24 protein-coding genes are annotated in these 23,179 nt (G+C 55.0%); 12 read left to right on the top strand and 12 right to left on the bottom strand.

Going from position 1 to position 23,179, the window contains the following annotated elements; genetic code table 11:
* Positions 1 to 32: 32 nt before the first annotated feature.
* Positions 33 to 848, bottom strand: coding sequence for a substrate-binding periplasmic protein (locus K0J45_RS18695; RefSeq protein WP_220043651.1), 816 nt, complete (start codon positions 846 to 848; stop codon positions 33 to 35).
* Positions 849 to 1,165: 317 nt separating this feature from the next.
* Between K0J45_RS18695 and K0J45_RS18700 the strand changes: the two genes are divergently transcribed.
* Positions 1,166 to 1,498 (top strand): helix-turn-helix domain-containing protein, encoded by a 333-nt coding sequence (locus K0J45_RS18700; protein ID WP_220043652.1) that lies wholly within the window; start codon positions 1,166 to 1,168, stop codon positions 1,496 to 1,498.
* Positions 1,499 to 1,577: 79 nt separating this feature from the next.
* Here K0J45_RS18700 and K0J45_RS18705 read toward each other — a convergent pair whose 3' ends face one another.
* On the bottom strand, positions 1,578 to 2,357 hold the full coding sequence (locus K0J45_RS18705; RefSeq protein WP_258406727.1) for a class I SAM-dependent methyltransferase: 780 nt from the start codon (positions 2,355 to 2,357) through the stop codon (positions 1,578 to 1,580).
* 171 nt (positions 2,358 to 2,528) lie between these two features.
* On the opposite strand from K0J45_RS18705, the gene K0J45_RS18710 reads away from it, so the two are divergent.
* The gene (locus K0J45_RS18710) at positions 2,529 to 3,368 is read left to right on the top strand and encodes a 23S rRNA (adenine(2030)-N(6))-methyltransferase RlmJ (protein WP_220043653.1); all 840 of its coding nucleotides are present in this window, start codon (positions 2,529 to 2,531) and stop codon (positions 3,366 to 3,368) included.
* A 28-nt stretch (positions 3,369 to 3,396) separates the two neighbouring features.
* Here the strand turns inward: K0J45_RS18710 and K0J45_RS18715 are convergent, their stop codons facing one another.
* The 5 genes from K0J45_RS18715 to K0J45_RS18735 all read right to left on the bottom strand — a co-directional run bounded on the left by K0J45_RS18715 (position 3,397) and on the right by K0J45_RS18735 (position 6,488).
* Complete coding sequence (locus K0J45_RS18715; protein WP_220043654.1) at positions 3,397 to 3,759, bottom strand: nuclear transport factor 2 family protein; 363 nt, start codon at positions 3,757 to 3,759, stop codon at positions 3,397 to 3,399.
* Positions 3,760 to 3,764: 5 nt separating this feature from the next.
* A complete protein-coding gene (locus K0J45_RS18720) occupies positions 3,765 to 4,496 on the bottom strand; it encodes a lytic transglycosylase domain-containing protein (RefSeq protein ID WP_220043655.1) in 732 nt (243 codons plus the stop codon).
* A complete protein-coding gene (locus tag K0J45_RS18725; RefSeq protein WP_220043656.1) occupies positions 4,496 to 5,506 on the bottom strand; it encodes a DUF3137 domain-containing protein in 1,011 nt (336 codons plus the stop codon). The genes K0J45_RS18720 and K0J45_RS18725 overlap by 1 nt, the downstream gene beginning before the upstream one ends.
* 16 nt (positions 5,507 to 5,522) lie before the next feature.
* Positions 5,523 to 6,092: a LemA family protein gene (locus K0J45_RS18730; RefSeq protein ID WP_220043657.1), complete on the bottom strand. Its 570-nt coding sequence runs from the start codon at positions 6,090 to 6,092 to the stop codon at positions 5,523 to 5,525.
* A 183-nt stretch (positions 6,093 to 6,275) separates the two neighbouring features.
* Positions 6,276 to 6,488: a hypothetical protein gene (locus K0J45_RS18735; protein WP_220043658.1), complete on the bottom strand. Its 213-nt coding sequence runs from the start codon at positions 6,486 to 6,488 to the stop codon at positions 6,276 to 6,278.
* A 479-nt stretch (positions 6,489 to 6,967) separates the two neighbouring features.
* Here K0J45_RS18735 and K0J45_RS18740 point away from each other — a divergent pair, with 479 nt between their 5' ends.
* Complete coding sequence (locus K0J45_RS18740) at positions 6,968 to 8,581, top strand: AbgT family transporter (protein WP_144201364.1); 1,614 nt, start codon at positions 6,968 to 6,970, stop codon at positions 8,579 to 8,581.
* A gap of 81 nt (positions 8,582 to 8,662) precedes the next feature.
* On the opposite strand, the gene K0J45_RS18745 is transcribed toward K0J45_RS18740, so the two are convergent.
* Positions 8,663 to 9,538: a LysR family transcriptional regulator gene (locus K0J45_RS18745; protein ID WP_220043659.1), complete on the bottom strand. Its 876-nt coding sequence runs from the start codon at positions 9,536 to 9,538 to the stop codon at positions 8,663 to 8,665.
* 93 nt (positions 9,539 to 9,631) lie between these two features.
* Between K0J45_RS18745 and K0J45_RS18750 the strand changes: the two genes are divergently transcribed.
* Complete coding sequence (locus tag K0J45_RS18750) at positions 9,632 to 10,135, top strand: lactoylglutathione lyase family protein (protein WP_220043660.1); 504 nt, start codon at positions 9,632 to 9,634, stop codon at positions 10,133 to 10,135.
* Positions 10,136 to 10,220: 85 nt separating this feature from the next.
* Here K0J45_RS18750 and prlC read toward each other — a convergent pair whose 3' ends face one another.
* A complete protein-coding gene (gene prlC / locus K0J45_RS18755) occupies positions 10,221 to 12,260 on the bottom strand; it encodes an oligopeptidase A (RefSeq protein ID WP_220043661.1) in 2,040 nt (679 codons plus the stop codon).
* Between the two features lie 340 nt (positions 12,261 to 12,600).
* On the opposite strand from prlC, the gene K0J45_RS18760 reads away from it, so the two are divergent.
* The 3 genes from K0J45_RS18760 to gorA all read left to right on the top strand — a co-directional run bounded on the left by K0J45_RS18760 (position 12,601) and on the right by gorA (position 15,560).
* A complete protein-coding gene (locus K0J45_RS18760; protein WP_220043662.1) occupies positions 12,601 to 13,377 on the top strand; it encodes a hypothetical protein in 777 nt (258 codons plus the stop codon).
* Between the two features lie 153 nt (positions 13,378 to 13,530).
* The gene (locus K0J45_RS18765; RefSeq protein ID WP_220043663.1) at positions 13,531 to 14,073 is read left to right on the top strand and encodes a hypothetical protein; all 543 of its coding nucleotides are present in this window, start codon (positions 13,531 to 13,533) and stop codon (positions 14,071 to 14,073) included.
* 131 nt (positions 14,074 to 14,204) lie between these two features.
* Complete coding sequence (gene gorA, locus K0J45_RS18770; protein WP_220043664.1) at positions 14,205 to 15,560, top strand: glutathione-disulfide reductase; 1,356 nt, start codon at positions 14,205 to 14,207, stop codon at positions 15,558 to 15,560.
* A 125-nt stretch (positions 15,561 to 15,685) separates the two neighbouring features.
* Here gorA and K0J45_RS18775 read toward each other — a convergent pair whose 3' ends face one another.
* On the bottom strand, positions 15,686 to 16,435 hold the full coding sequence (locus K0J45_RS18775; protein WP_220043665.1) for a hypothetical protein: 750 nt from the start codon (positions 16,433 to 16,435) through the stop codon (positions 15,686 to 15,688).
* A gap of 668 nt (positions 16,436 to 17,103) precedes the next feature.
* On the opposite strand from K0J45_RS18775, the gene rimK reads away from it, so the two are divergent.
* The 5 genes from rimK (at position 17,104) to K0J45_RS18800 (ending at position 22,101) form a co-directional block, all read left to right on the top strand.
* A complete protein-coding gene (gene rimK / locus K0J45_RS18780) occupies positions 17,104 to 18,009 on the top strand; it encodes a 30S ribosomal protein S6--L-glutamate ligase (protein WP_011867458.1) in 906 nt (301 codons plus the stop codon).
* On the top strand, positions 18,010 to 19,032 hold the full coding sequence (locus K0J45_RS18785) for a succinylglutamate desuccinylase/aspartoacylase family protein (RefSeq protein WP_011867459.1): 1,023 nt from the start codon (positions 18,010 to 18,012) through the stop codon (positions 19,030 to 19,032). It begins immediately after the preceding gene.
* Between the two features lie 30 nt (positions 19,033 to 19,062).
* Positions 19,063 to 19,488: an ATP-dependent zinc protease family protein gene (locus K0J45_RS18790; protein WP_011867460.1), complete on the top strand. Its 426-nt coding sequence runs from the start codon at positions 19,063 to 19,065 to the stop codon at positions 19,486 to 19,488.
* Positions 19,489 to 19,611: 123 nt separating this feature from the next.
* Positions 19,612 to 20,982: a magnesium transporter gene (locus K0J45_RS18795; protein ID WP_220043666.1), complete on the top strand. Its 1,371-nt coding sequence runs from the start codon at positions 19,612 to 19,614 to the stop codon at positions 20,980 to 20,982.
* Positions 20,983 to 21,153: 171 nt separating this feature from the next.
* Positions 21,154 to 22,101: a YeiH family protein gene (locus K0J45_RS18800; RefSeq protein WP_434086943.1), complete on the top strand. Its 948-nt coding sequence runs from the start codon at positions 21,154 to 21,156 to the stop codon at positions 22,099 to 22,101.
* Here the strand turns inward: K0J45_RS18800 and K0J45_RS18805 are convergent.
* On the bottom strand, positions 22,042 to 22,233 hold the full coding sequence (locus K0J45_RS18805) for a hypothetical protein (protein WP_220043668.1): 192 nt from the start codon (positions 22,231 to 22,233) through the stop codon (positions 22,042 to 22,044). The genes K0J45_RS18800 and K0J45_RS18805 overlap by 60 nt on opposite strands.
* Positions 22,234 to 22,363: 130 nt before the next feature.
* A complete protein-coding gene (locus tag K0J45_RS18810; RefSeq protein ID WP_220043669.1) occupies positions 22,364 to 23,089 on the bottom strand; it encodes a DJ-1/PfpI family protein in 726 nt (241 codons plus the stop codon).
* Between the last annotated feature and the right edge of the window lie 90 nt (positions 23,090 to 23,179).

Genomic DNA, 23,179 nt, shown 5'->3' on the forward strand with positions numbered 1-23,179 from the left:
ATGGCGCACAAGCACTTGGAGATGAAAGGTAATTAGGGGTTAGTCTTGCCACCTTGTCCCGAGGTGAAACGCGTCCAGAGTCTGGCCAGGTCGCCGCTCTGCTCCAGGCTATCGACGCCGCGATTGAACTCGCTCAGCAGCGCCTCAGCATGGGGGCTACGACGGGACACCAGCATGTAGAAAGGTACCTTAATACCCCCCGCCATTGGCAAAATGGCGAGCCTATCCGCCAGGCTCTCCTGCCCCTCCAGTCGTAAGATGGCACTGTAGACCTCCCTATTTATCAGGAAGAACTCGCAGCGACGCTTGAGCAGTAGGTCGCTAAACTGCAATATCTCGTTGCTGCGGGCAATGTCGAGATCGGCCGGCTGGCCATAGTAGGCGTAGTTAAAACCTCGTATGCCACATACCCGTCCGAGTGTGTCGAGTCGTCTGGGTAACCCCGTAACCTCGAGCCCACGAAAGCGCTCTTGAAGGAAGGCCACGGACGGGCTCAGATGGAAATAAGGCCGCGACAACAGGAAAGTTGCCCGACGCTCATCGTTAGTCGATGCGGCCATGGCCGCATCGAGACGCCCCTGCTCCACCTCCAGCAAGCAGCGGGGCCAGGGGGCTGCCACCAGATTAACTTGCCAATTAGTAGGCAGCACAAGGCGAAGCAGTTCGATATCGAAACCTGCATTCACACTGGTTTTATGGCCATCGAGGCGAATGAAATAATTAAGAGGTGGATACTCTGTTTCATCGACGCAGATGTTGATCGTCTTAGCCTCCAGCTTGGACTGGGGCGCGGCGTAGGTGGACCAGACAAACAGCAGCATTATCAGCAAGGTGTGTTTTGCGTTCATAGAGCAGCCAAGACAAGATATTCCTATTGAGTATAGGCAAGTTATTGGAATCAACCTTAGGTTCACGTCAGCATGCTACAGTAGATCTATACCCTCGACATGATGTTATTGCTTAATGGCAGTATGACTCGTCCACTACTCGATCTTTATCGCTACATTCTTTGTAAGAGGGGGCATAAGTCTAATAAAACAGGCTTCACAGGATACTTACTGTGCTACCAACCTTTCTTATTTCTCATAGGGTGATCAACAACTAAGACACGCTATAGATAATTACCCTAATATCCTGCGCTTTTTGTATTAAATGAAGAAACCATATGGGAAACACATTAGATCTTATTCGATTAACGAAAATCCTAACTCTGTTGAGAGAAACTCATCCAGCCTTAACCATTAGTATGGCTCAGTGCTTTGTCCAAATATGTGTAGAAGAAGGATTAGGTGTACGGCAGATGATGGCAAGAACAGGTCAAACACAAAGTTCTGCATCTCGAAACATCCGCTTTCTCAGTGAATCGTTAGAATATGGCAAAGAAGGCTTAGGCTTAATTGAATGGCAAGTAAAGGAAACAAATAGACGTAATAAAGCAGCAAGCCTCTCTCCGAAAGGTGCTGAACTCAAGGCTCAGATACTAAAAGCCTTGCAATAATTTATCAGCCAAAAATAAAAAGGTCACAGCCATTTCACGATCAATAACTGTGACCTATTCTACTTAAGCGAAATAAGCACTACTCGCTCTTCATCGCGGCCTTGACGTAGACATCGAAGCGGTTCTTCTTGGTTTCGATGCGGGTGCTGGGTTTGACGCCATCGAGGTCGTCGGCGTAGTCGGGGCGTTTGACCACGACGCGCTTACTGGCGAGGGCCATGGCGGGGGCCAACAGGCCGTCTGCATCCAGATCGGCGCCCACTAGCGATTGGAATACCCGCATCTCCTTCTTCACTAGGGCCGACTTCTCCCTGTGGGGATACATAGGATCCAGATATACCACATCCACCTGCTCACCCAGTTCGGCCAACGTCGTCAGGCTGGAGCCATGCACCAGGCGCATGCGTTCCTGCATCCAGGGGCCGATATCGGCATCTTCATAGGCCCGGCGCAGACCGTCTTCTAGAAGGGCGGCGACCACGGGATTACGCTCCACCATGGTGACATTGCAGCCCAGGCTGGCGAGCACGAAGGCGTCTCGCCCCAGGCCTGCGGTGCCATCGACGACACTCGGGGTCACCCCCTGCTTAAGGCCGACTGCTTTGGCGATCGCCTGACCCCGGCCACCACCGAATTTACGTCTATGGGCCACGGCGCCGGTAACGAAGTCCACCAATATGCCCTTCAGCTTGGGCTCGTCACGCTTAATCAGCACCAGGCAGTTATCTTCGAACACCAGCTCAAACAGGGCGTTTGCGTCGAACACCAGCCCCCAACGGTCACACACGGCTTCCAGGGTCGGGTATTGGCGATTAAAAAAGATCCCCACAGAGGCGGGCTGGGTCGATGATGCTGTCACTTTGGCTCGGTCAATTATGAAATCACGCCGCCATTATGCCAAAACTGCGCGGCGCTGAATATGGCATTATTACCGGCCTAATTACCGACCTAGGCCCAGGCGCTGTACCTGGGCTGGCATCCCCCCTATAATCGCCCTATCAGGCTAGCGCCCTCATCATCTGGAATATTCATGTTAAGTTACCGCCACGGCTACCACGCCGGAAACTATGCCGACGTGCTCAAGCACAGCATCTTGCTGCAAACCCTCAAGCTGATGCATAAGAAGAATAAGCCCATGGTGTATATCGACACCCATGCCGGTGCCGGCGGCTATGCGCTATCCGATGAGTTTGCCCAGAAGACGGGCGAGTATCTAGAGGGGGTCGCCAAGCTGTGGGACAAGCAGGACCTGCCCGAAGCCCTTAGCCAATACGTAAGCGATATCAAACACTTCAATGGCTCAGATGAGCTGGAGCTCTACCCTGGCTCGCCCGCCTTTGTCGACATGAACCTGAGAGATAATGATCGCATGGTGCTGCATGAGTTGCATGGCACAGACCATCAGCTACTTGAAGAGCAGCTGGGCAGCGACAAGCAGATCAAGGTGATCAAGGGCGATGGCCTCAAAGGGCTGTTGGCCGCCGTGCCACCACTTGAGCGTCGCGGCGTCATCCTCATCGACCCCAGCTACGAGATGAAGAGCGACTACCAGGAGGTCGCCAAGGCGGTGATCAAGGCCCATAAGAAGTTCGCCACCGGCGTCTTCATGATCTGGTATCCCGTGGTGCAGCGCGAGCAGACAGAGGCTATGTTCGAGCTGCTCAAGCAGAGCGGCATCAAGCGTCAGCTACGCATAGAGCAGGCAATAAAGCCAGACAGCGAAGAGTTTGGCATGACGGCGGCGGGCCTCTGGGTGATCAATCCCCCCTGGCAGCTCGATGAGATCGCCGAGACGACGCTAGAATATCTAGATCCCCTGCTCAATCAGGGCGGAGGCCATGTGCAGGTCACCTGGGAAGTGGGCGAATAACGCCCTCAATAACGAATGCTTTTAGTGTTTAGAAGAAGGGCGCGCAGGGCGTGCCCTGATGGTAGATCATCTGCCAGCGCCCCCCATCGCATTTCCACAGCGAGGTGCGCAGCGAATAGCGCTTATCCACCTCGTTCACCGGCTTAAAACAGGCGCGATAATTGAGCTGAGCTAAGTCCTCACTCAACAAGCGATACTGCATATCACTTATCTTAAACGCCGGCGGCTTCTCATTGGGCAGACGCGCCAGCACCTCGGGCTTGCCAAAGCTCATCCCGGTGGCGCCAACCTCCAAGAAATCGGCGTGGATCAGCTCGTCGAGCACATTGGCATCGCAGCGCACCTCTGGGCTAAGCAGCGCGAGTTCCAGTTCGATAATGGTCTGGCGCATCTCATCTACCCCAGCTTCTGATAGCGTTTCAGCAGTATCTTGACCCGTTTTACATAGGCCTGGGTCTCCGGATAGGGCGGGATCCCCTTGTACTGAGTCACTGTGGTGGGGCCGGCGTTATAGGCGGCGCAGGCCAGATCGATATTGCCGTCGAACCTTGCCAGCATCTTGGCCAGATAGCGGGCGCCGCCGTCGATATTTTGCTCGGGCCGGTAGGGATTCTTCACCCCCATCGCCTTGGCAGTACCCGGCATCAGCTGCATCAGGCCCATGGCACCGCTGCGCGACAGGGCAAATACGTTGAAGGCGGATTCGGCATGGATCACGGCGCGGATAAGCGCAGGATCCAGCCCATGGGTCTTGGCGGCCCGTGAGATCAACTCATCATATTCGGCGCTAAACAGCGGCATCTTCTGCCAGTCGAGGTCTGAGTCGGGTTTGCAGGCGTAGCACTCATATAGCAAGACCCTGAACTCGCTGTCGCCCGGAGCGTGGTCGGCAAAGGCCACCACGCCGTTGGCCTGGGTGTATTGATAAACCTTGATCTTGCTGTCGTCGGTCTCATCTAGGCGCGGGGCATCGCCATTGCTTAGGATGCCATGCTTAGAATAACTCGCCTTGTAGCGCGGCTTCTGTGCCTGCTCGGTGGCACCTAATGGCAGACACAGCGCCAGGCCGCACCAGAGGCACAGCAGCTTTTGAACAAAATGAGGCGCAGGACGAGCACGGCTAGGCATTAGAATCCAATGTTCTGATCGAGTTTAAGTACTTCAATCATAGCAAAAAGCTGCTTCATCTCTCGGTTAATTTGGCTAAATTCGTACTCGAAGGTCGCGCCGTTGTAGATGGAGCCCAGCTCGAATCGATTGTCGCCGCTCTGCAACATGATCAACAGCTTGTCTTCGTAGAAGGCACACTGGATCTTGCCGGAAAACAGGTTGGCCAGCGACTGCAGGCGCTCCATGAAACCTAGGGTGAGCAGGTAGCGCGCCTCGATCTGATCGCTGGAGAAGACATCGAACTGCTTCTCGAATCTCGGGTCTTCCAGCTTGACCCGGCTCAGGCTCTTAAAGCTGCTGGAGAGAAAATTCACCAGGCCGCCGCGGTTCTTCACCACTACGGTATGGCCCTTAAACCTCTTGTGGCTGCTGAGCTGCACCATGACGCCACGAAAGACGGTCTCAGTCTCCGTGCTCTTCTCGCGTTTGACCTGCTTGGTAAGACACAGCTCGTTGATGGCAATCTCCACCCCCTTGTAGGTGCCCTGCACATAGTCATCGAACGAGGCGTTATCGTAGTGGGGTAACAGCTTGGAGCGTTTGAGCTGAGTCAGGCTCATGTTATGGCTGGTGCTGAAGATAAAGTCGGGGCCGAAATAGCGGAAGATCTTGGGAAACACCTCCTGCTTCACATCCCGCTTGTAGCGCTTGAGTGGACGATAGCTCCACCAGCCAAAGGGGAGGCACAGCACAATAAAGAAGACCCAGGGGATATCCAGGTAACCGGACATACTAAAGATAAGGATCAACAGCGCCAGGCCCAGGAGGATCCCTAAGCTGGTATAGATACGCCCGCGCAGCGCCTTGAGGCTGGCGACCCTATGGTTTTCAAATTTACGGGTGAGCGGCTCGATATGTTCTTCATAATAAGCCTTAAATTGTACCAACTCCTCGGGGTCTGCCCGCAGGCGTTGCGGCTCACGCTGGGCCTTAATCGGCTCCCCGAGGATGAAGCTGATGGGGTTCATGGCATCTGAACCCGGCTTACTTCAGGTAATCGGATGCATCGATCGGCGCCTTAGACGCTTCATCGGCCTCATAGAAAGGCATCACCTTGACCTTGGCCATAGAGGCGATGATGGAGCCGGGGAAGATCTCTACCGCGGTATTGAGTTCAGACACGGCAGCGTTGTAGAAACGTCTGGCCGCCGAGATATGCTCTTCGACCTCGCTATAGGTCGCCATCGCCTGCACCATAGTCTTGTCAGACTTGAGCTCGGGGTAGTTTTCGACGCTGACCATCAGCTGGCCCATCTTGCTGTTGAGCTGCTCGGCCAGGCCCAGATGCTCCTTGATGGCGGCGGCATCGTTAAGATCATAGCCCGCGGTCACCAGAGTACGCAGCGCGGTGATCTCCGTCAGCAGCGACTTCTCGTGATCCATAAATTTCTGTGCAATCTTGAGCATGTTGGGCACCAGGTTGGCGCGCTTCTTCAGCTGCACATCGATACCCGACAAGGCTTCACGCACGGCGTTACGCTTCTTGATCAGGCTGACATACCAGAGGTAGGTGATAATAACGACTAGGCCAAGGCCTAACAGCAAACCTTCCATCTTTGAGTTCCTTCCCTATAGTTATTCTTATATCTCGTTAGTTAACGCACCAGCTTCACCGATTTTCGCGATGATTTCCAGCAATTTATCAGTGCCATTTTCGGCAAGGCGTTGCTGCTATATTCATCTTTTTTCACCGAAAATGATATTTATCACGCCATTTTTGCGCTAAAAGCATCCTTTTCACCTAGCTTCACCGCTTTTAACTCGGCGCGCGGCAAAAAGCACAGCAAGCGGCGAATCAAAGATAAATCGCAATACAAAACAATGATATATAAATTGATGCCATATTGCCGCATCAAAATCATCCCCCAGGCCAAGGGTCAAAATGACAGGCTTTACCGGCGTTAAGCGAGACATTAGGGCAAAAATCGGTCTATCTGCTGCGTATTTCATAGACACTGTCGCCCCAGCATTCAAACCCAGGCTGCTAGTTGCGCAGAGTTTGACCAGTGAGATCAGGCCTTGCAGGCAGAGGAAGGCCTAATGCACTTTTTCACTTTTTCACCGGTGTTTGGCCAATCGCGGCTCCAGCCTTTAAAGCTGTCACCTGTTCAGTATTCGTACAGCCAGCCTGAGCTATTATCTTAATCAACCAAGAGGCAACCCAATCTTCCCTAATTGGGCTTTGGTTTCAATCATCATCCTTTCATTGGCCCGCTTAGACTAAGCTGGGCTTTTTTTTGCCTGAACGAAGCCGCCACTATCACCTTCAGTACTCTCCATTAACCACTCGCCATAACCCGCTATGGGTGGGCAATTATGGCAAATTAAGCTTCAGTTAAAGCAACTCCTTCATCATAAAGTGCTAACACTCCGCCTACAGGCGGTCAAAATGATAAGGGCACCCAGATGCCCAAGATGAAGGAAACACCATGAGCTCCAACCAAGAAGATGGTCTGGTGGCCAGTCAGCCCCCAACACCATCGACGACCAAGAAGGGCGTCTTCGTCCGCTTTCTCAACCTGGTCGAACACCTGGGTAACCTCCTGCCCCATCCCATCACCCTCTTCGCCCTGTTTTGCGCCGCCGTCATAGTGATCAGCGGCATCGCCGGCTATTTCGAACTGACGGTAAACGATCCCCGTCCGGTCGGCGCGGCGGGACGCGGCGAGGATGGCCTGATCCATGTGGTCAGCCTGATGAATGCCGAAGGCCTGAGGATGATAGTCTCCAACCTGGTAACTAACTTCACCGGCTTCACCCCCTTAGGCACTGTATTGGTGGCCCTCTTGGGGGTCGGTATCGCCGATCGCTCCGGCCTGCTATCTGCGGCGATGCGTACCCTGGTGATGGGCGCCTCTAAGCGTCTGGTTACCCTCACCATAGTCTTCGCCGGTATCGTCTCCAACACAGCCGCCGAGCTGGGTTATGTGGTGCTGATCCCCATGGCGGCGCTGATCTTCCATTCACTCGGGCGTCATCCCCTCGCGGGTCTGGCGGCAGCATTTGCCGGTGTCTCCGGCGGCTATAGCGCCAACCTGCTGCTGGGCACGGTAGACCCTCTGCTGTCGGGCATCACCGAAGCGGCGGCGCAGATGATCGACCCCGACTATTTAGTGGGCCCAGAGGTCAACTGGTACTTCATGTTCGCCTCGACCTTCGTCATCACCATTCTCGGTGCCCTGGTCACGGAGAAGATCGTCGAGCCCAAACTGGGTAAGTATGATCCCAGCGAGGCCAGCATAGATCTGCACAACCAGAAGATGGATGGCGTCACGCCGCTGGAGATCAAGGGTCTGAAGATGGCTGGTCTGTCTATCTTAGTATTGGGCGGCATATTGGCGCTCTCTGTGGTGCCGGAGAACGCGCCGCTGCGTCACCCAGAGACGGGGCTGGTCGCGGGCTCGCCCTTCCTCAAGGGGATAGTGGCCTTCATCTTCATCTGTTTCGCCATTCCAGGCCTGGTGTACGGCAAGGTGGTGGGCACCATGAAGCGGGATAAGGACGTGATCGACGCCATGTCCCACAGCATGAGCACCATGGGTATGTATATCGTGCTGGTGTTCTTCGCCTCCCAGTTTGTCGCCTTCTTCAAGTGGACTAACCTGGGCGCCGTGCTGGCGGTGGCCGGTGCCGATGCCCTCAACGCCATCGGCCTCACGGGCCCGCTGGTGTTCCTGCTGTTTATCATGATGTGCGGCTTCATCAACCTGATGCTGGGCAGCGCCTCGGCCCAGTGGGCGGTGACGGCGCCTATCTTCGTGCCCATGCTGATGTTAGTCGGCTACGCCCCAGAGACTATTCAGGCCGCCTATCGTATCGGCGACTCGGTCACTAACCTGATCACCCCCATGATGAGCTACTTCGGCCTTATCCTGGCAGTGGCCTCCCAATACAAGAAGCATCTCGGCATAGGCACCTTAGTCGCCACCATGCTGCCTTACTCTATCGTCTTCTTCATCGGCTGGACCTGTTTCTTCTTCATCTGGGTGTTTGCTCTCGGCCTGCCGGTCGGCCCAGGCGCGGCAACCTACTACACGCCTTAATACCAACTGCGAGGCCGGTGAATCCGTCGGTCTCGCTCGCTTTCTACAGGCCAAGCCCCTCTAGGCCAAACTTGACCCTACTCACCCTCTAAGACAGGCCTGAATTGCCTCGCTGAGCGAATCGACCCGTCTCGGCAGCACGGCCTGACGTCGACGGCAAAGATAGATAGTCTCGCTGACGGCCACCGGCAACCGATGAGCGGTTATCTTATCCTGACGGGCAAAGGCCTCCACCGCATAGGCGGGTAAGACGCTAAAGCCCAAACCTCGGCTCACCGGCTCTAAGATCAAGCCTATCTGGTTAGAGAAGCCACGGTTCGGCAGCTGATCGCAGTGCTCGAACTCGGGGTAGTTAGCCCCCAGCAGCAACTTGGCATGGTGGGCACCATCGGGATGATCGATAAAGCCCAGCTGTAGCAACTCCTCCCAGGAGACAGCTTCATGGCCCGCGGGCGTGACTAAGAGTAGCGGCTCCTCGGCAATCGCCTCGGCCTGCACCTCGGACAACTCTGGCTGGCGGGTCATCAGGCCGATATCCGCCTCCATGGCGGCGATGGCGCTCTCGACCCCGGCGTTGGAGGCGAAACGATAATCCAGCGACAACTCGGGGTGGGCGCATTGCAGCTCAAGCAGCTCGCCATAGAGCTTGAGGCCGACACTGCCGGGTGACATCAGGCGTACCTCTCCGGCAAAGGGCGGGTCTTGCTTGATCCCCTGCTCAAGCTTAGCCAGGGATTGCAGTATCGTCTGACCCTGCTGGTATAGCTGACGCCCGGCGTGAGTCAGGGAAAACTTCTTGCCTTCCCTCAGCAGCAGCTGGGTATCGAGCTGCTCCTCAAGCTTGCGCACATGCTGGCTGACACCAGATTGGGTCATATGCAGACGCTCGGCGGTGCGGGTGAAATGCCCCAGTTCCACCAGGGTGCAGAAGCTGCGTAACCAGATGGGATTCATCATCACATTTTGTACTCAAAATGATTAATTTTGATAATTTTACATAATTTAGTTCACTTTGTAATCTGTGCCCAATTCGTTAAACAGGAGCACAGCATGAACAACTCAGCTTACCCAAGAACCTTCTCACACATAGGCATCTCGGTGCCGGATCTCGAGGCAGCCGTCAAATTTTACACCGAGGTGCTGGGCTGGTATCTCATCATGAAACCCACAGAAATTGTTGAGGATGACAGCGCCATTGGCGAGATGTGTACCGACGTCTTCGGCGCGGGATGGGGCTCGTTTCGTATCGCCCACCTGGCTACCGGCGACAAGATAGGTGTCGAGCTATTTCAGTTTGCCAACCAGGAGAACCCGGAAGACAACTTCGAGTATTGGAAGACGGGCGTATTCCACTTCAGCGTGCAGGACCCGGATCTCGAAGGCCTGGTAGAGAAGATTGTCGCCGCCGGTGGCAAGAAGCGCATGCAGGCGCCGCGTTACTACTACCCAGGCGAGAAGCCTTACCGCATGATCTATATGGAAGATCCCTTCGGTAACATCTTAGAGATCTACAGCCACAGCTATGAGCTGACCTATAGTGCAGGCGCTTACTAATCCCAAGCAATTGCCCATAAAAAAGGCCAACCCTTAACATAGGGCTGGCCTTTTTGCGTTTATTTAGACTAATCAGATCAGCGTATTAGCCTTGAATGCCCGAGTGTCTCAGCAGGGCGTCGATCTGTGGCTCACGGCCTCTGAAACGCTTAAACAGCTCCATCGGCTCCAGGCTGCCACCCATCTCGAGAATATTCTCCAGGAAGCTGCGGCCGGTATCGGCATTGAAGATCCCCTCTTCCTCAAAACGCGAGAAGGCATCGGCCGACAACACCTCGGCCCATTTGTAGCTGTAGTAACCCGCGGCGTAACCACCGGCAAAGATATGGGCGAAGCTATGTTGGAAACGGTTGAAATCGGCGGCCTTCACCACGGCAACCTGATCTCTCACCTCATCCAACTTGGCCTGAATATGGGCGCCCTCTGCCGGGTCATATTCCAGGTGCAGGCGGAAGTCGAACAGCGAAAACTCCAGCTGACGCAACATCATCATGCCTGACTGGAAGTTCTTCGCCGCCAGCATCTTGTCTAACATCGCCTTCGGCAGCGGCTCATGGGTCTCGAAGTGTCCGGAGATCTCGGCCAGGGCCTCTTCCTCGAAGCACCAGTTTTCCATGAACTGACTCGGCAGCTCCACCGCATCCCAAGGCACACCGTTGATGCCTGATACGCCCGCCACGTCTATCTTGGTCAGCATATGATGTATGCCGTGACCAAACTCGTGGAACAGGGTCGTCACCTCGTCGTGGGTAAACAGCGCAGGCTTACCATTGACCGGGGCGTTGAAGTTACAGGTGAGGTAGGCCACCGGCTTCTGCAGGCCATGGGCGGTTTGACGACGCACGCGGCAATCGTCCATCCAGGCGCCACCACGCTTACCCTCGCGGGCATAGAGATCCAGGAAGAAGCTGCCTCTGTGCTCGCCCTTGGCATCTTTGATATGGAAGAAACGCACATCTTTGTGCCAGCTGTCGAAATGCTCCTGCTCCTCTATGGTCAGGCCGAACAGGCGCGACACGGTATAGAAGAGGCCTGAAAGCACACGATCTTCCGGGAAGTAAGGACGTAGCAGCTCCTGGGAGATCTCGTATCTGTGATGCTTGAGTTTCTCGGCATAATAAGTGAGATCCCATGGGGCCAGCTCGCTCACGCCAAACTCTTTCTCGGCGAATGCAGTCAGTTCGGCAAGCTCATTTTGTCCCTGCTGCTTAGAGCGGGCCGCCAACTCGTTAAGGAAATCCAGCACCTGCTGTGGTGACTCGGCCATCTTGGTCGCCAGCGACTTATGGGCGAAGCTGTCGAAGCCCAGCAGTTTAGCCAGCTGATGACGCAGATCTAAGATCTCATCCATCAGCGGACCGTTATCAAACTCTCCTGCGTTAGGGCCCTGATCCGAGGCGCGGGTCACGAAGGCGCGGTAGCACTCCTCTCGCAACTGACGGTTGTCGCTGTAGGTCATCACGGGCAAGTAAGAGGGGAAGTCCAGGGTAAACAACCAACCTTGCTGCTCTTTGGCCTCGGCCATCGCCTTGGCTGCGGCAATGGCAGACTCGGGCAAGCCTGCCAGCTCCTGCTCGTCTGTCACCAACTTGGTCCAGGCCTGGGTGGCGTCCAACAGCTGATTGGAGAAGCTACTTGTTAACTCAGATAAACGTTTAACCAATTTTCCATAAGTTTGTTTATCTTCATCGTTCAATCCGATGCCAGATAATTCGAAATCACGCAGGCTGTGGGTGATGCTGGTTTGCTGCGCCTGACTCAACTGGGCAAACTCATCGGACTCCTTCAGTGCCTTGTAAGCCTGATACAGCCCCTGATGCTGACCCACATAGGTGCCATATTCCGACAAGAGCGGCAGGCAGGCATCGTGGGCGGCGCGCCACTCATCTGTGCTGAGCACAGAGTTCATGTGCGACACAGGCGACCAGATCTGGCTCAGTTCGTCATCCACCTGCTCGAGCGGGGCGATCAGGTTATCCCAGGTGTAGGGGCCGCCACTGGCGAGCACCTCATCGATCTTCTGGCGACAATTGGCAATCCCCTGCTCGACGGCTGGCTGAATATGCTCGGGTTTGATTTGCGAAAATGGCGGTAATTCACTGCCGCTTAGCAAAGGGTTACTCATCTGTTGTCCTCGTCAATCTTAGGGTATTGAGGTTACATATGGGCGATGGCGCGACTATTCAAGCATCTTTAGCAAACTAGCCCGCCGAAGAGAGCTAAACCCAGGATTCAACAGCTAGCTTTAAAAACCTAACACTGAAAACCTGACACTGAAGACCTAGAAGTAAGACCTAGCAGCAGCCTGGAGGAAAAACCTTGATCTAGAACAAGGCTATATTTACTTCACATTTACAACACAGATATTGCCAAGCGGATCGCAAATGCAACCAATTCTCATTTATGTTTAATATTTAACCCATTACTATTCATCCCGATCCCAAACTTATTTCAGTGTTACACCCATGAACAGATTGATCAGCCACTCTTGTATTATCGGCCTACTGCTGGCCGGTACCGCCAACGCCGCCGACCAGGCCATAACCGGCACTGTCGATGACTCGCATATCAACAACATCATCAGCCACAGTGAAGGCCCGGATACCAACGTCATCCTCGACCTGGGTTGGGACTCGAAATATATCTCAGAGGGGCGCAACAACTTAGACAAGGGCGGTATCTACTGGGCAACCGCCGCCGTGCAGATAGACGATCTCACCCTGTTTACCACAGTCGGTCGTGGCGATAGCCAATACTACATAGAGTGGAACATGGGGCTGGAATATGGCTTCGAGCTTGGCGACAACTTAAGTGCCGCCCTGGGTTACCAGCGCATCGAGGCCTACGGCGATGAGCGCTGCGGCGACAACGAGCTGTTCGCCACCCTGGAATATACGGGCATCGCCTGGCTAACACCTTCCCTGAGCTACACCTACTCCACCGAGGCGGCGGGTTACTTTGTCGAGGCCAGCCTGCACAGCGAATGGCCAGTGTCAGACAGACTCACACTGACGCCCTATGTCACCCAGGCGTTCGACTTCCAATATGTAACCGAAGCACACAACGGCCCTAACCATTTTCAGTTTGGTCTCGAGGCCCAATATCAGCTGGCCGACCGCCTGGTACTCTCTGGCCACCTGAGCCGCACCCTGGCCCAGGAAGATATTAAGCAGGAAAATCCAGACGCCAAGGGCAGCCTGAACAACACCTACGCGGGCCTGCACCTCACCTTCAGTTTCTAGGGCTCTAGGTTCTAGGGCTCTAGGTTCCAGGCTCTAGGGCTATATCCTGAAATCGACTGCCAAGTCTGTGTCCTTCATTGAAAGCTGGCTCGCCATGAACTAGCTTTATCTAAGGCTGGCAAGGAGTGCCAACCCTGACCTGGAGGACACGGAATGTCTGCCCACTATCGAACGCTTACCTCTTTCACCTTAAACGCCATCGCGCTCTCTCTGCTATTCACCTGCGCCACTCAGGCCCACGATAAAGACGCGCCGCTAAACTCTAAGGCGATAGCTTCCGAGACGATCACCCTACCCGACGACGGCGCCCTGGACAGCGAGGGCAATCCACTCGTCATCCCTGACAACCCCACAGGCGCCCTTAACTATCGCGCCAGCCCGGCGCAGCCCAAGTCGCGCCGGGATAAGAAATCCACCCAAAAATCCAAGAACAAGCGCAGCAAGAGGCTAAGTCACAAACAGCTAAGCCGCAAACAGCAGCTCGCCAGTCGCCAGCATGTGGCCGACGACCCAAGCTGCCGCTGGCTCGACAAGCGTATGTCGCATCTGGAGAAGAGCCTCAAGCGGCAAGCGAAACAGGATTACGGCTATCAGGACAAAGAGCTTCGCGCCCGCCAGAGCGAATGGGTCTGCATGAAATGCGGCGCCGAGGGGCCGAGCCAGAGCGATCACCATAGGTGCCAGTATCGACGCTAAACGCGAACTCATTTGAAAGTCATACGCCCTGACGCGGGTCTAGTGCTAAAGGGCGCACACGCCTCTGGTTTGCTTGTCGCTTTACCCCTACAATGACCCCCATATGCAATCCTTCGAATTTGGAGAAAAAGATGGCTCAACATTTTGACTATATCTGTTTAGGCGCCGGCAGCGGCGGCATCGCCTCGGCCAACCGTGCGGCCATGCGCGGTGCCAAGGTACTGCTGATCGAAGCCAAGGCACTGGGTGGCACCTGCGTAAACGTCGGCTGCGTCCCTAAGAAAGTCATGTGGTATGGCGCCCAAGTCGCCGAGGCCATGCACCTGTACGCCAAAGACTATGGCTTCGACGTATCGGTCAATAAATTCGATTGGAGCAAGCTGGTCGAGAGCCGCGAGGCTTACATAGAGCGCATCCACGGCGCCTACGACAGAGGCCTAGACAGCAACGGCGTTACCCTGGTGCGCGGCTATGGCCGCTTCGTCGACAACAACACCATGGAGGTGAATGGCGAGCACTACAGCGCCGACCATATACTGATCGCCACCGGCGGCACCCCGACCATTCCTAATATTCCAGGCGCCGAATACGGCATCGACTCAGACGGCTTCTTCGCCCTCAACGAACAGCCTAAGCGTGTAGCCGTTGTGGGTGCAGGCTATATCGCGGTCGAGCTGGCGGGTGTACTCCATGCATTGGGCAGCGAGACTCACCTGTTTGTGCGTAAGCATGCACCGCTGCGCAGCTTCGACCCTATGCTGAGCGAGGCCCTGATGGAGTCTATGGCCACAGACGGCCCTAGCCTGCACACCCACAGCATTCCTGAGTCTGTCACCAAAAACGCCGACGGCTCACTGACCCTCAAGCTGGAAAATGGCGAGAGCTATGAGATCGATACCCTGATCTGGGCCATCGGCCGTCGTCCATCCACCGACAAGATCGGCCTGGAAAACACAGACGTTAAGCTCAACGACAAAGGTTATGTGGTAGTCGATGCCCAGCAAAACACCACGGCCAAGGGCATCTACTGCGTCGGTGATATCATCGAAGGTGGCATAGAGCTGACCCCGGTTGCCGTAAAAGCGGGTCGCCTGCTGTCGGAGCGCCTGTTTAACGGCATGACAGATGCCAAGATGGATTACAGCCTGGTGCCAACCGTAGTATTCAGCCACCCGGCAATCGGCACCATGGGCCTCACCGAACCCGAGGCGATCGCCCAATATGGCGAGGAGAACGTCAAGGTCTACAACTCAGGCTTCACCTCAATGTACACTGCGGTCACTGCCCACCGTCAGGCCTGTAAGATGAAGCTGGTGTGCGCCGGTAAAGAGGAGAAGGTCGTGGGCATCCACGGCATCGGCTACGGCATGGATGAGATACTGCAAGGCTTCGGCGTCGCCATCAAGATGGGCGCCACCAAGGCCGACTTCGACGCCGTCGTCGCCATCCACCCCACTGGCGCCGAAGAGTTCGTTACCATGCGTTAATACGCTTGTTGCTTGATTGAGAGAACAGCAAAAGGCCAGACAGATGTCTGGCCTTTTTAATGTGAAGTGCTGTAGTAAATTCTAAAACCAGTTTCTCCAATTTTAGTTACTTACTAACGAAATCGTTAATCATGTTTTCCTTGGGACTCAATTATCTCTTCTGGATAAAGACTTCTAGCAAAATCAAACGATAAGGTAGAATAGTTTGACCTAATTTTAGAATCCAAAGGTTCAATAATATTCAATAAAAGCCAACAACTATCTGGACCTAGAACAACTCTAATAATTTCATAATCGACTACCCCTGTTGCATATAATCTTTGCATTTTATGAAATAATCCGACGAATTTTCTTCTAGAGCCATCTATTAAATCAAACTCTTCTAATTCAGCCCCTTTTAGTAAATCTGCTTTATTCTTTTGAAGTAATTCAAAATATATTTCGTCAAATTTCTCTTTTCTTCCAAACTTAGATAAAGTAATAATTGCTCTTCTCATTTCCGGAGATGAAATTTCGCTCATAAATGGCATAATAACTTCAAGGCTGATTGCATTTTTCTGATGTCTTGCCATTTCTTGTTGAGCTTCAGTGGAATCTCCTATCTCTTTTCTTGTTAACTCGAGTTCTTCTGCTTGGATTCTTAATGCTTCACGTTGTTGCTGAATGCTTATTATCACTGCAATTAACGCAAAACCAGAAAAGAAAGCACTGGCTGGTCCAAACATTCCACCTACAGGCTCAACGATTTTAATTACATTCTGCTCAGTTGGACTTATGAAGCCCAAATGGTAAAGAGCATACGGAACTAAACCCAAAAAAAGTGATATTAACAATGCTAAAATAAAAACTAATACCCAGTACCCTTTATGCTTCACTGACAATCCCTTTAAATAACAATGCCTTACACGTACCCATCAGCGCATGATTCATTGATGCATAATTTTGCTATCGAATTTTAATCAACTGAATCCTATAGTAATTATCAACGTACTTTCAAGAAAAATATTACCTATAATAGATAAAGGAAAATCTATCAAATTGATCTTGTAAGAAGCATTTCAATCTAAATTCCCACGATAAATCACATAACAAGGCCTCTACCAATCCCAAACGATGAGTCGCTTAATACTTAGCAAAAATGTGATTATCTCTACACGGAGAAGAAGGTCAAATCCAGCGCAGATAACACTCCCACCATGCCTTGGCCTCAGCAACAAAATCCATTGTGGTCACGACAAAAAAAATTAGCTTTTCTCCGCTGGGGTTTATCAATAAGGTCGCGCCCTAAACAGGCGATGGAAAACCTCAGACAATCGAATGAAAACCAAGGAAAAAAGTCAACGGCGCCACGGTGGTGGCCAATTATGACTATAGTTAAGCCAACTGAGCTTTTCTGCTGGCCGCGCGCCGTGCTTAGGTGACCTCACCCCCACGCGACGCCTAGCGCCGTCGCTCTCGATTGTTCGCCCAAAGGCCAACAATCACTTTGAATTTGAAAGCATTATTTTTTAATTACTTAAAGATTTACACTAAGGAAGTAGAGATGCGTATTGCAATCTTGTCTCGCAACGAAAACTTATACTCCACCCAACGCCTGAAAGAAGCCGGCGAAGCGCGCGGCCACGAGGTGGACATCATAGATACACTGCACTGCTATATGGATATCACCAGCAGCAATCCGACCGTGCGTTACATGGGTAAGGTATTGCCTAAGTATGATGCCGTGATCCCTCGCATCGGCTCGTCGATCACCTTCTACGGTACGGCCGTGGTGCGCCAGTTTGAGATGATGGGCACCTTCTGTGTCAACGAATCTGTGGCCATCAGCCGTTCTCGCGATAAGCTGAGATCCCTGCAGCTGCTGTCGCGCAAGGGCATCGGCCTGCCACGTACCGGATTTGCCAGCAAGCCCGACAAGATCCAGGATTTGATCAAGAACGTGGGGGGCGCGCCACTGGTGATCAAGCTACTGGAAGGCACCCAGGGCATAGGCGTGGTTTTGGCCGAAACCAATAAGGCGGCCGAGAGCGTGATCGAGGCCTTCATGGGTCTCAAGGCCAACATCTTGGTGCAGGAGTTCATCAAAGAGGCTGGCGGCGCCGATATCCGCTGCTTCGTGGTAGGTGATAAGGTAGTGGCGGCCATGAAGCGTCAGGCGGCCGAAGGCGAGTTTCGCTCTAACCTACACCGTGGTGGTGTGGCTCAGCTGGTGCGTCTCTCTAAGGATGAGCGTGCGACGGCCCTCAACGCCGCCAAGGCGATGGGGCTAAACCTCTGTGGTGTGGATATCTTGCAATCGAACAACGGCCCTGTGGTGATGGAGGTGAACTCCTCGCCCGGACTGGAAGGGATAGAACAGGCGACCGGTAAGGATGTGGCCGGGCTGATCTATGAATTTATTGAGAAGAAGGCGAAACCCAACGCCAACAGAACGCGCGGAAAAGGCTAAATGAGCGAAGCACTTACCATAGCAGGTGTCGATATCCAGCCCGGCACCCAGCACCAGCTTGAACTACCGGTGGCCAGCCTGTATACGGACACTCAGGTGTCGATACCTGTGCATGTGATCCGCGCCAAGAAGGATGGCCCCAAGGTGTTTGTCAGCGCCGCGGTGCATGGCGATGAGCTCAATGGTATCGAGATCATCCGCCGGTTGATCCAGAGCAAGCTCAAGCTACTCAAGGGCACCTTGATTCTGGTGCCCATGGTCAATGTCTATGGAGTGCTGAATCAGAGCCGCTACATGCCCGACAGGCGTGACCTTAACCGCTGTTTTCCCGGTTCGCCCAAGGGGTCGCTGGCCGGACGGGTGGCATACACCTTCTTAAACAGCATAGTGCAGCACTGCGACTATGGTATCGACCTGCACACAGGGGCGATACACAGATCTAACCTGCCGCAGATCCGCGCCAACCTGGATGACGAGCAGACCCTGGCCCTCGCACAGGCCTTCGGCGTGCCCGTGCTGCTTAACGCCAACGTGCGCGACGGCTCGCTGCGGGAAGCGGCGGTGAACAAGGGCACCCGGGTACTGCTGTATGAGGCAGGCCAGGCGCTGCGGTTCGACGAGCTGTCGATACAGACAGGCGAGCGGGGGATCCTCAATGTACTGTCGTCACTTGGGCTGATCCGTAAGCGCCGCCTGCGCAAGAAGATAGAGCCCTTCATCGCCAACCGCAGCGACTGGACCCGCGCCTCGGCCAGTGGCTTCGTGTGCGAGTTTGCCAAGCTGGGCGCCTATGTGGAGAAGGGCCAGGTGCTGGCAGAGATCAACAGCCCACTGGGCGAGCTGATCCAAAGCGTAGTATCCAACCGCACGGGTATCGTCATAGGTAAGCAGAATATCCCCCTGGTGCTGGAGGGAGACGCCATGTTCCACGTGGCCTACTTTGGTAGCGCCGCCGACGAGGTGGCGGAACATATTGAGATAATGAACGATCAGATAATGCCGCTGACCACCCAGACCATCTAGGGGCGGCCGAGACATTAAGGGATACAAGCGATGAACAAGATCATCATAGGCAACTTAGAGGCCTGCGATCTGCCGGATCTGGGCATCAAGGATCTGCAGGTGCGCATCGACACGGGCGCCAAGACCTCCGCCCTGCACGTGGATAACCTCAAGCGGATCAAGGTGGGCGGGCGTCCCTATGTCGCCTTCGACCTGCACCCGGACGTATATGACCTGGAGCAGATAGTCCACTGTAAGGCTCCGGTGCGCGACTCACGCCGCATCAAGTCCTCCAACGGCGAGGTAGAGCAGCGCTGCGTGATAGCGACCACCCTCAAGCTGGGAGAGCATGAGTGGCCCATAGAGCTGACCCTGAGCAATCGCCAGGACATGACCTACCTGATGCTGCTGGGCCGTGAGGCCATGGGCGATCGCGTCCTGGTGGATCCCTCCCAGAGTTTTCTGATTAACGGCTAGCCAGTGAGTGCCTGTTGCGGCAGGCACTCGAGACACCTTTGCCGACCAAAGGTCAGCGTTTCAATGGTTTAGTTAACGGCTTTCCCTTACACTGTCCCCCAAGCTCAACCAAGGACATTCCCTATGACAATGCCAGACCCAACAGCACAAACCGATCAGGCGGCCAGAGACGATTTACTCGCCCGCGTCATCGACATTGTCAGCCATCCCGAGGCAGAGGAGCTGCCCTCCCTCGGCTTTATCAGCGACTATTCCGATGCCGACCTGGCCGACCTGCTGGAGTCGGTGAGCGACCAGTATCGTTCGCCCATCTGCCGTAAGATCCCTATCGACCGCGGCTGGCCCATATTGCACCTGCTGCACTATGAAACCGCCCGCCACGTCTTAGACTTGCTCAGCCCAGAGCAGCTACAGGGGCTAGCACGACGCATCTCTGAGATAGATATCCTCACCTTCGCCGAGATCCTGCCCGGCGATATCGTCGAAGACTATCTGGATCAGCAAGAAGCCCTCACCACGGAGCAGATGCAGCAGGCGCTGAGCTACCAGGATGAGGCCGTCGGCCGTTACCTTAACAACAATATTCTGCGCTCGCGCCCAACCGCCACGGTCGGCCGGGTGCTGGAACGCCTGAACAAGCAGAAGCAGAGGGAATATGTGGCCGTCTACGGCGTCGATGCCGAGGGGCAGTTTCACGGCGGCTGCACCCTGGAGCAGCTCTATCGCGAGGATCCCGCCACGCCATTGTCTGAGTGTCTCACCGAACTCGAGGCCGTAGGCGACGAGCTGGATATCACCCAGGCGGCGCAGCAGTTTAATCCGGCGGCGGGCTTTGCCTGGGTACCTGTAGAGAAAGGCGGCAAGATCATCGGCGCCATCGCCCTGTCGACCCTGATGCACCGCCTCAAGGAGCGAAGCCTTGAGGTGCTGGTGTCTGAGACCCCACAGGATGAAGAAGACCTCTTCACCCCGGTGGGCGTGGCGGCGCGCATGCGAGCCATCTGGCTGACCACTAACCTGCTGACCGCCTTTCTCGCCTCCTGGGTTATCGGCCTGTTTGGCGACGCCCTGCAACAGGTGGTGGCCCTGGCTATCCTCATGCCGGTAGTCGCCAGCATGGGCGGCATCGCCGGCAGTCAGACCCTGGCGGTGGCGCTGCGGGGTATTGCGCTGAACCACTTGAAGCGCAGCAACCTCACCCTGCTACTGGACAAGGAGCTGAAGATCGCCGCCTTCAACGGTGTGCTACTGGGCGCCCTCATCGGTGTGGTGGTCTGTTGGTGGTTCTCCTCCCTGGCGCTCGGCGGCATCATCTTCGTGGCCATCGTCTTCAACAGCCTGGCGGCCGCCTCATCGGGTACGGTTATTCCCTTTGTGCTCAAGCAGATGCGCATCGACCCTGCGGTGGCGGGCTCGGTGATCCTCACCACAGTCACAGACGTGGTGGGCTTCTTCATCTTCCTCGGCCTGGGTAGCCTGCTCCTGCTGAGCTAGCGCCTGGCTAGGTGTTGATGTGAGTCGAGGAGTGTGGCGTAACACAAGACGGCGCGGCGAAACCTGACATAGGTAAGGTTAATAGGCTCGAATCTGTGGTAAAACACCCGGCATTCGAAAACAGTGGGCAGGATAAAACCTGCCCATCTGGTTAAACAAGATATGGAACCGATGAAAGCATTGTTTCAAAAGTGGCCCTTTCCCCCCGCTCAGGCGATCTTCTTTGTCGCCGGTGCCCTCTGCCTGACGCCTGTGATCTCCTCCCCCATCGCCCTGGTGATCGGCTTTACCCTGGCCAGCCTGGGTTTGGTGCCCCACAATCTGGACATCGGCGCCCTGACCAAGAAGCTGCTGGCCTACGCCATTATCGGCCTGGGCTTCGGCATTCAGCTCGACGCTGCCATCAGCGCCAGCAGCCAAAATATCGGGTTGATCTTAGGCTCTATCGTCTTCACCCTGCTGCTGGGAACGGCCCTGGGCAGGCTGCTCAGAGTCGATGCCAAGCTGAGCCATATGATCGCCTCAGGCACCGCCATCTGTGGTGGCAGCGCCATCGCCGCCGTGGCCCCGGCCATCAAGGCAGACAGCCAGGATACGGCCATAGCCCTGGCGACCGTGTTCGTGCTCAACTCGGTCGCCCTGTTTCTGTTTCCGGCCCTCGGGCATCTGCTGCAGCTGAGTCAGTATCATTTTGGGGTATGGAGCGCCATCGCCATCCACGACACCTCGTCGGTCGTAGGCGCCGCCTCGGCCTATGGCGATGAGGCGCTACGCACCGCCACCACCCTCAAGCTGGCCAGGGCCCTGTGGATAGTGCCCGTGGCGCTGGTGAGTGCCATGGCGTTTGGGGGCAATCGGCGCAAGGTCGCCGTGCCCTTCTTTATCCTCTTCTACTGTCTCGCCATACTGCTAGCGCACTTCGTGCCCCAGGGGCAGGTGCTGTATGACGGCATATTCGCCTTGTCGAAGCGGGTGTTGGTGCTGTGTCTGTTTATGATAGGCGCGGGGATCACCCTAGGTAAAATGCGCCAGGCGGGAATGCGGCCGATGGCACTGGGGTTACTGCTCTGGCTGATTATCGGCGCGGGTTCGCTGTTCTACATCGTCAACTTTAGCTGAGGCGCTGTAGCGCCACACCAGGGTCACTATGGTGATAAAGGCTGCCAGCTCCACCAGGGAGCGGGTTAGCCCTGTGGTGAGCCAGGACGCCAACAGGAAGGCGCAACATAAAAGCACTAGCCACTTCTTCATCTTTGCCTCCTTTAAGTTTAACGAAAGAGTTTGGCGAAATGAGTGAGTGGCTATTATTTATTGGCGCCGAAATCTCAGCAAATATCCGTTTTTACTAACAAATAGCTGAATCGGCTAAGCACTAAATCGACTAACTTATGACGGCGTAGGGATCCTTATCGGCGTCGCTGTTCCATTGATATTCGGTGAGCGTCTCTATCTTCCGCGCCTGAGCCTCGCCATAGGTTTGGGCGATGTAGAAGAGAGCTGCATCTATCCCCGCCGACACGCCGGATGAGGTGAGGAAACGGCCATCGTCCACCCAGCGGGCGCTGGGCTGCCAGACAACCTTGTCGTTTAATCCTGTCACCCAGGCATAGGCCATCTTGTTGGTGGTGGCGCTCACGCCATCGAGCAGATCGGCCTTGGCCAGCAGCGCAGCGCCGGTACAGACGGAAAATACCTTATTGGAGACCTTGGCCTGACGCCTCAGCCAGTCCAACAGGCGGGTGTCGTCCACCAGCTTGCGCGTGCCCATGCCACCGGGGACCAGCAGGAGATCGCACGCGACCACCTCATCGAGCAGGCGATCGGCCACCACTCGCGGCCCCTGATAGCTACGCACAATAGACTGGGGGCCGATAAGGGTGATCTCGACGCTGGGCAGATGCCCCAGCATCTCTAGCGGGCCATGAAGATCTAAGGTTTCATAGTCGTCAAACACCAGGGCGAGCACCTTGAGTGGCGCCAGGGGTTGATCACCCGACAAGGAATGCGTCTGTATTTGATTTGAAGTAGGACTCGCGGCAAAAAGCTTAGGGGAGAGACCGGCGGCGAATACCGCGCCGCCGGCCAGGATAAATTCTCGTCTGTTCATCTATGAGTTAAGCCAGTTTAGGTAAGAGGTTGGCGCCAGTGTAACCGCCCACGGCGCGCCTTACAGCAGGAGATGGGACTTCTGCTAGCC

This window comes from Shewanella alkalitolerans (assembly GCF_019457575.1).
Classification (GTDB): domain Bacteria; phylum Pseudomonadota; class Gammaproteobacteria; order Enterobacterales; family Shewanellaceae; genus Shewanella; species Shewanella loihica.

Bases quoted from the DNA above. Each gene is read 5' to 3' on its own strand.
- K0J45_RS18695 (WP_220043651.1), bottom strand. From the start codon at position 848: ATGAACGCAAAACACACCTTGCTGATAATGCTGCTGTTTGTCTGGTCC.
- K0J45_RS18700 (WP_220043652.1), top strand. From the start codon at position 1,166: ATGGGAAACACATTAGATCTTATTCGATTAACGAAAATCCTAACTCTG.
- K0J45_RS18710 (WP_220043653.1), top strand. From the start codon at position 2,529: ATGTTAAGTTACCGCCACGGCTACCACGCCGGAAACTATGCCGACGTG.
- K0J45_RS18715 (WP_220043654.1), bottom strand. From the start codon at position 3,759: ATGCGCCAGACCATTATCGAACTGGAACTCGCGCTGCTTAGCCCAGAG.
- K0J45_RS18720 (WP_220043655.1), bottom strand. From the start codon at position 4,496: ATGCCTAGCCGTGCTCGTCCTGCGCCTCATTTTGTTCAAAAGCTGCTG.
- K0J45_RS18725 (WP_220043656.1), bottom strand. From the start codon at position 5,506: ATGAACCCCATCAGCTTCATCCTCGGGGAGCCGATTAAGGCCCAGCGT.
- K0J45_RS18730 (WP_220043657.1), bottom strand. From the start codon at position 6,092: ATGGAAGGTTTGCTGTTAGGCCTTGGCCTAGTCGTTATTATCACCTAC.
- K0J45_RS18735 (WP_220043658.1), bottom strand. From the start codon at position 6,488: ATGAAATACGCAGCAGATAGACCGATTTTTGCCCTAATGTCTCGCTTA.
- K0J45_RS18740 (WP_144201364.1), top strand. From the start codon at position 6,968: ATGAGCTCCAACCAAGAAGATGGTCTGGTGGCCAGTCAGCCCCCAACA.
- K0J45_RS18745 (WP_220043659.1), bottom strand. From the start codon at position 9,538: ATGATGAATCCCATCTGGTTACGCAGCTTCTGCACCCTGGTGGAACTG.
- K0J45_RS18750 (WP_220043660.1), top strand. From the start codon at position 9,632: ATGAACAACTCAGCTTACCCAAGAACCTTCTCACACATAGGCATCTCG.
- prlC (WP_220043661.1), bottom strand. From the start codon at position 12,260: ATGAGTAACCCTTTGCTAAGCGGCAGTGAATTACCGCCATTTTCGCAA.
- K0J45_RS18760 (WP_220043662.1), top strand. From the start codon at position 12,601: ATGAACAGATTGATCAGCCACTCTTGTATTATCGGCCTACTGCTGGCC.
- K0J45_RS18765 (WP_220043663.1), top strand. From the start codon at position 13,531: ATGTCTGCCCACTATCGAACGCTTACCTCTTTCACCTTAAACGCCATC.
- gorA (WP_220043664.1), top strand. From the start codon at position 14,205: ATGGCTCAACATTTTGACTATATCTGTTTAGGCGCCGGCAGCGGCGGC.
- rimK (WP_011867458.1), top strand. From the start codon at position 17,104: ATGCGTATTGCAATCTTGTCTCGCAACGAAAACTTATACTCCACCCAA.
- K0J45_RS18785 (WP_011867459.1), top strand. From the start codon at position 18,010: ATGAGCGAAGCACTTACCATAGCAGGTGTCGATATCCAGCCCGGCACC.
- K0J45_RS18790 (WP_011867460.1), top strand. From the start codon at position 19,063: ATGAACAAGATCATCATAGGCAACTTAGAGGCCTGCGATCTGCCGGAT.
- K0J45_RS18795 (WP_220043666.1), top strand. From the start codon at position 19,612: ATGACAATGCCAGACCCAACAGCACAAACCGATCAGGCGGCCAGAGAC.
- K0J45_RS18800 (WP_434086943.1), top strand. From the start codon at position 21,154: ATGAAAGCATTGTTTCAAAAGTGGCCCTTTCCCCCCGCTCAGGCGATC.
- K0J45_RS18805 (WP_220043668.1), bottom strand. From the start codon at position 22,233: ATGAAGAAGTGGCTAGTGCTTTTATGTTGCGCCTTCCTGTTGGCGTCC.
- K0J45_RS18810 (WP_220043669.1), bottom strand. From the start codon at position 23,089: ATGAACAGACGAGAATTTATCCTGGCCGGCGGCGCGGTATTCGCCGCC.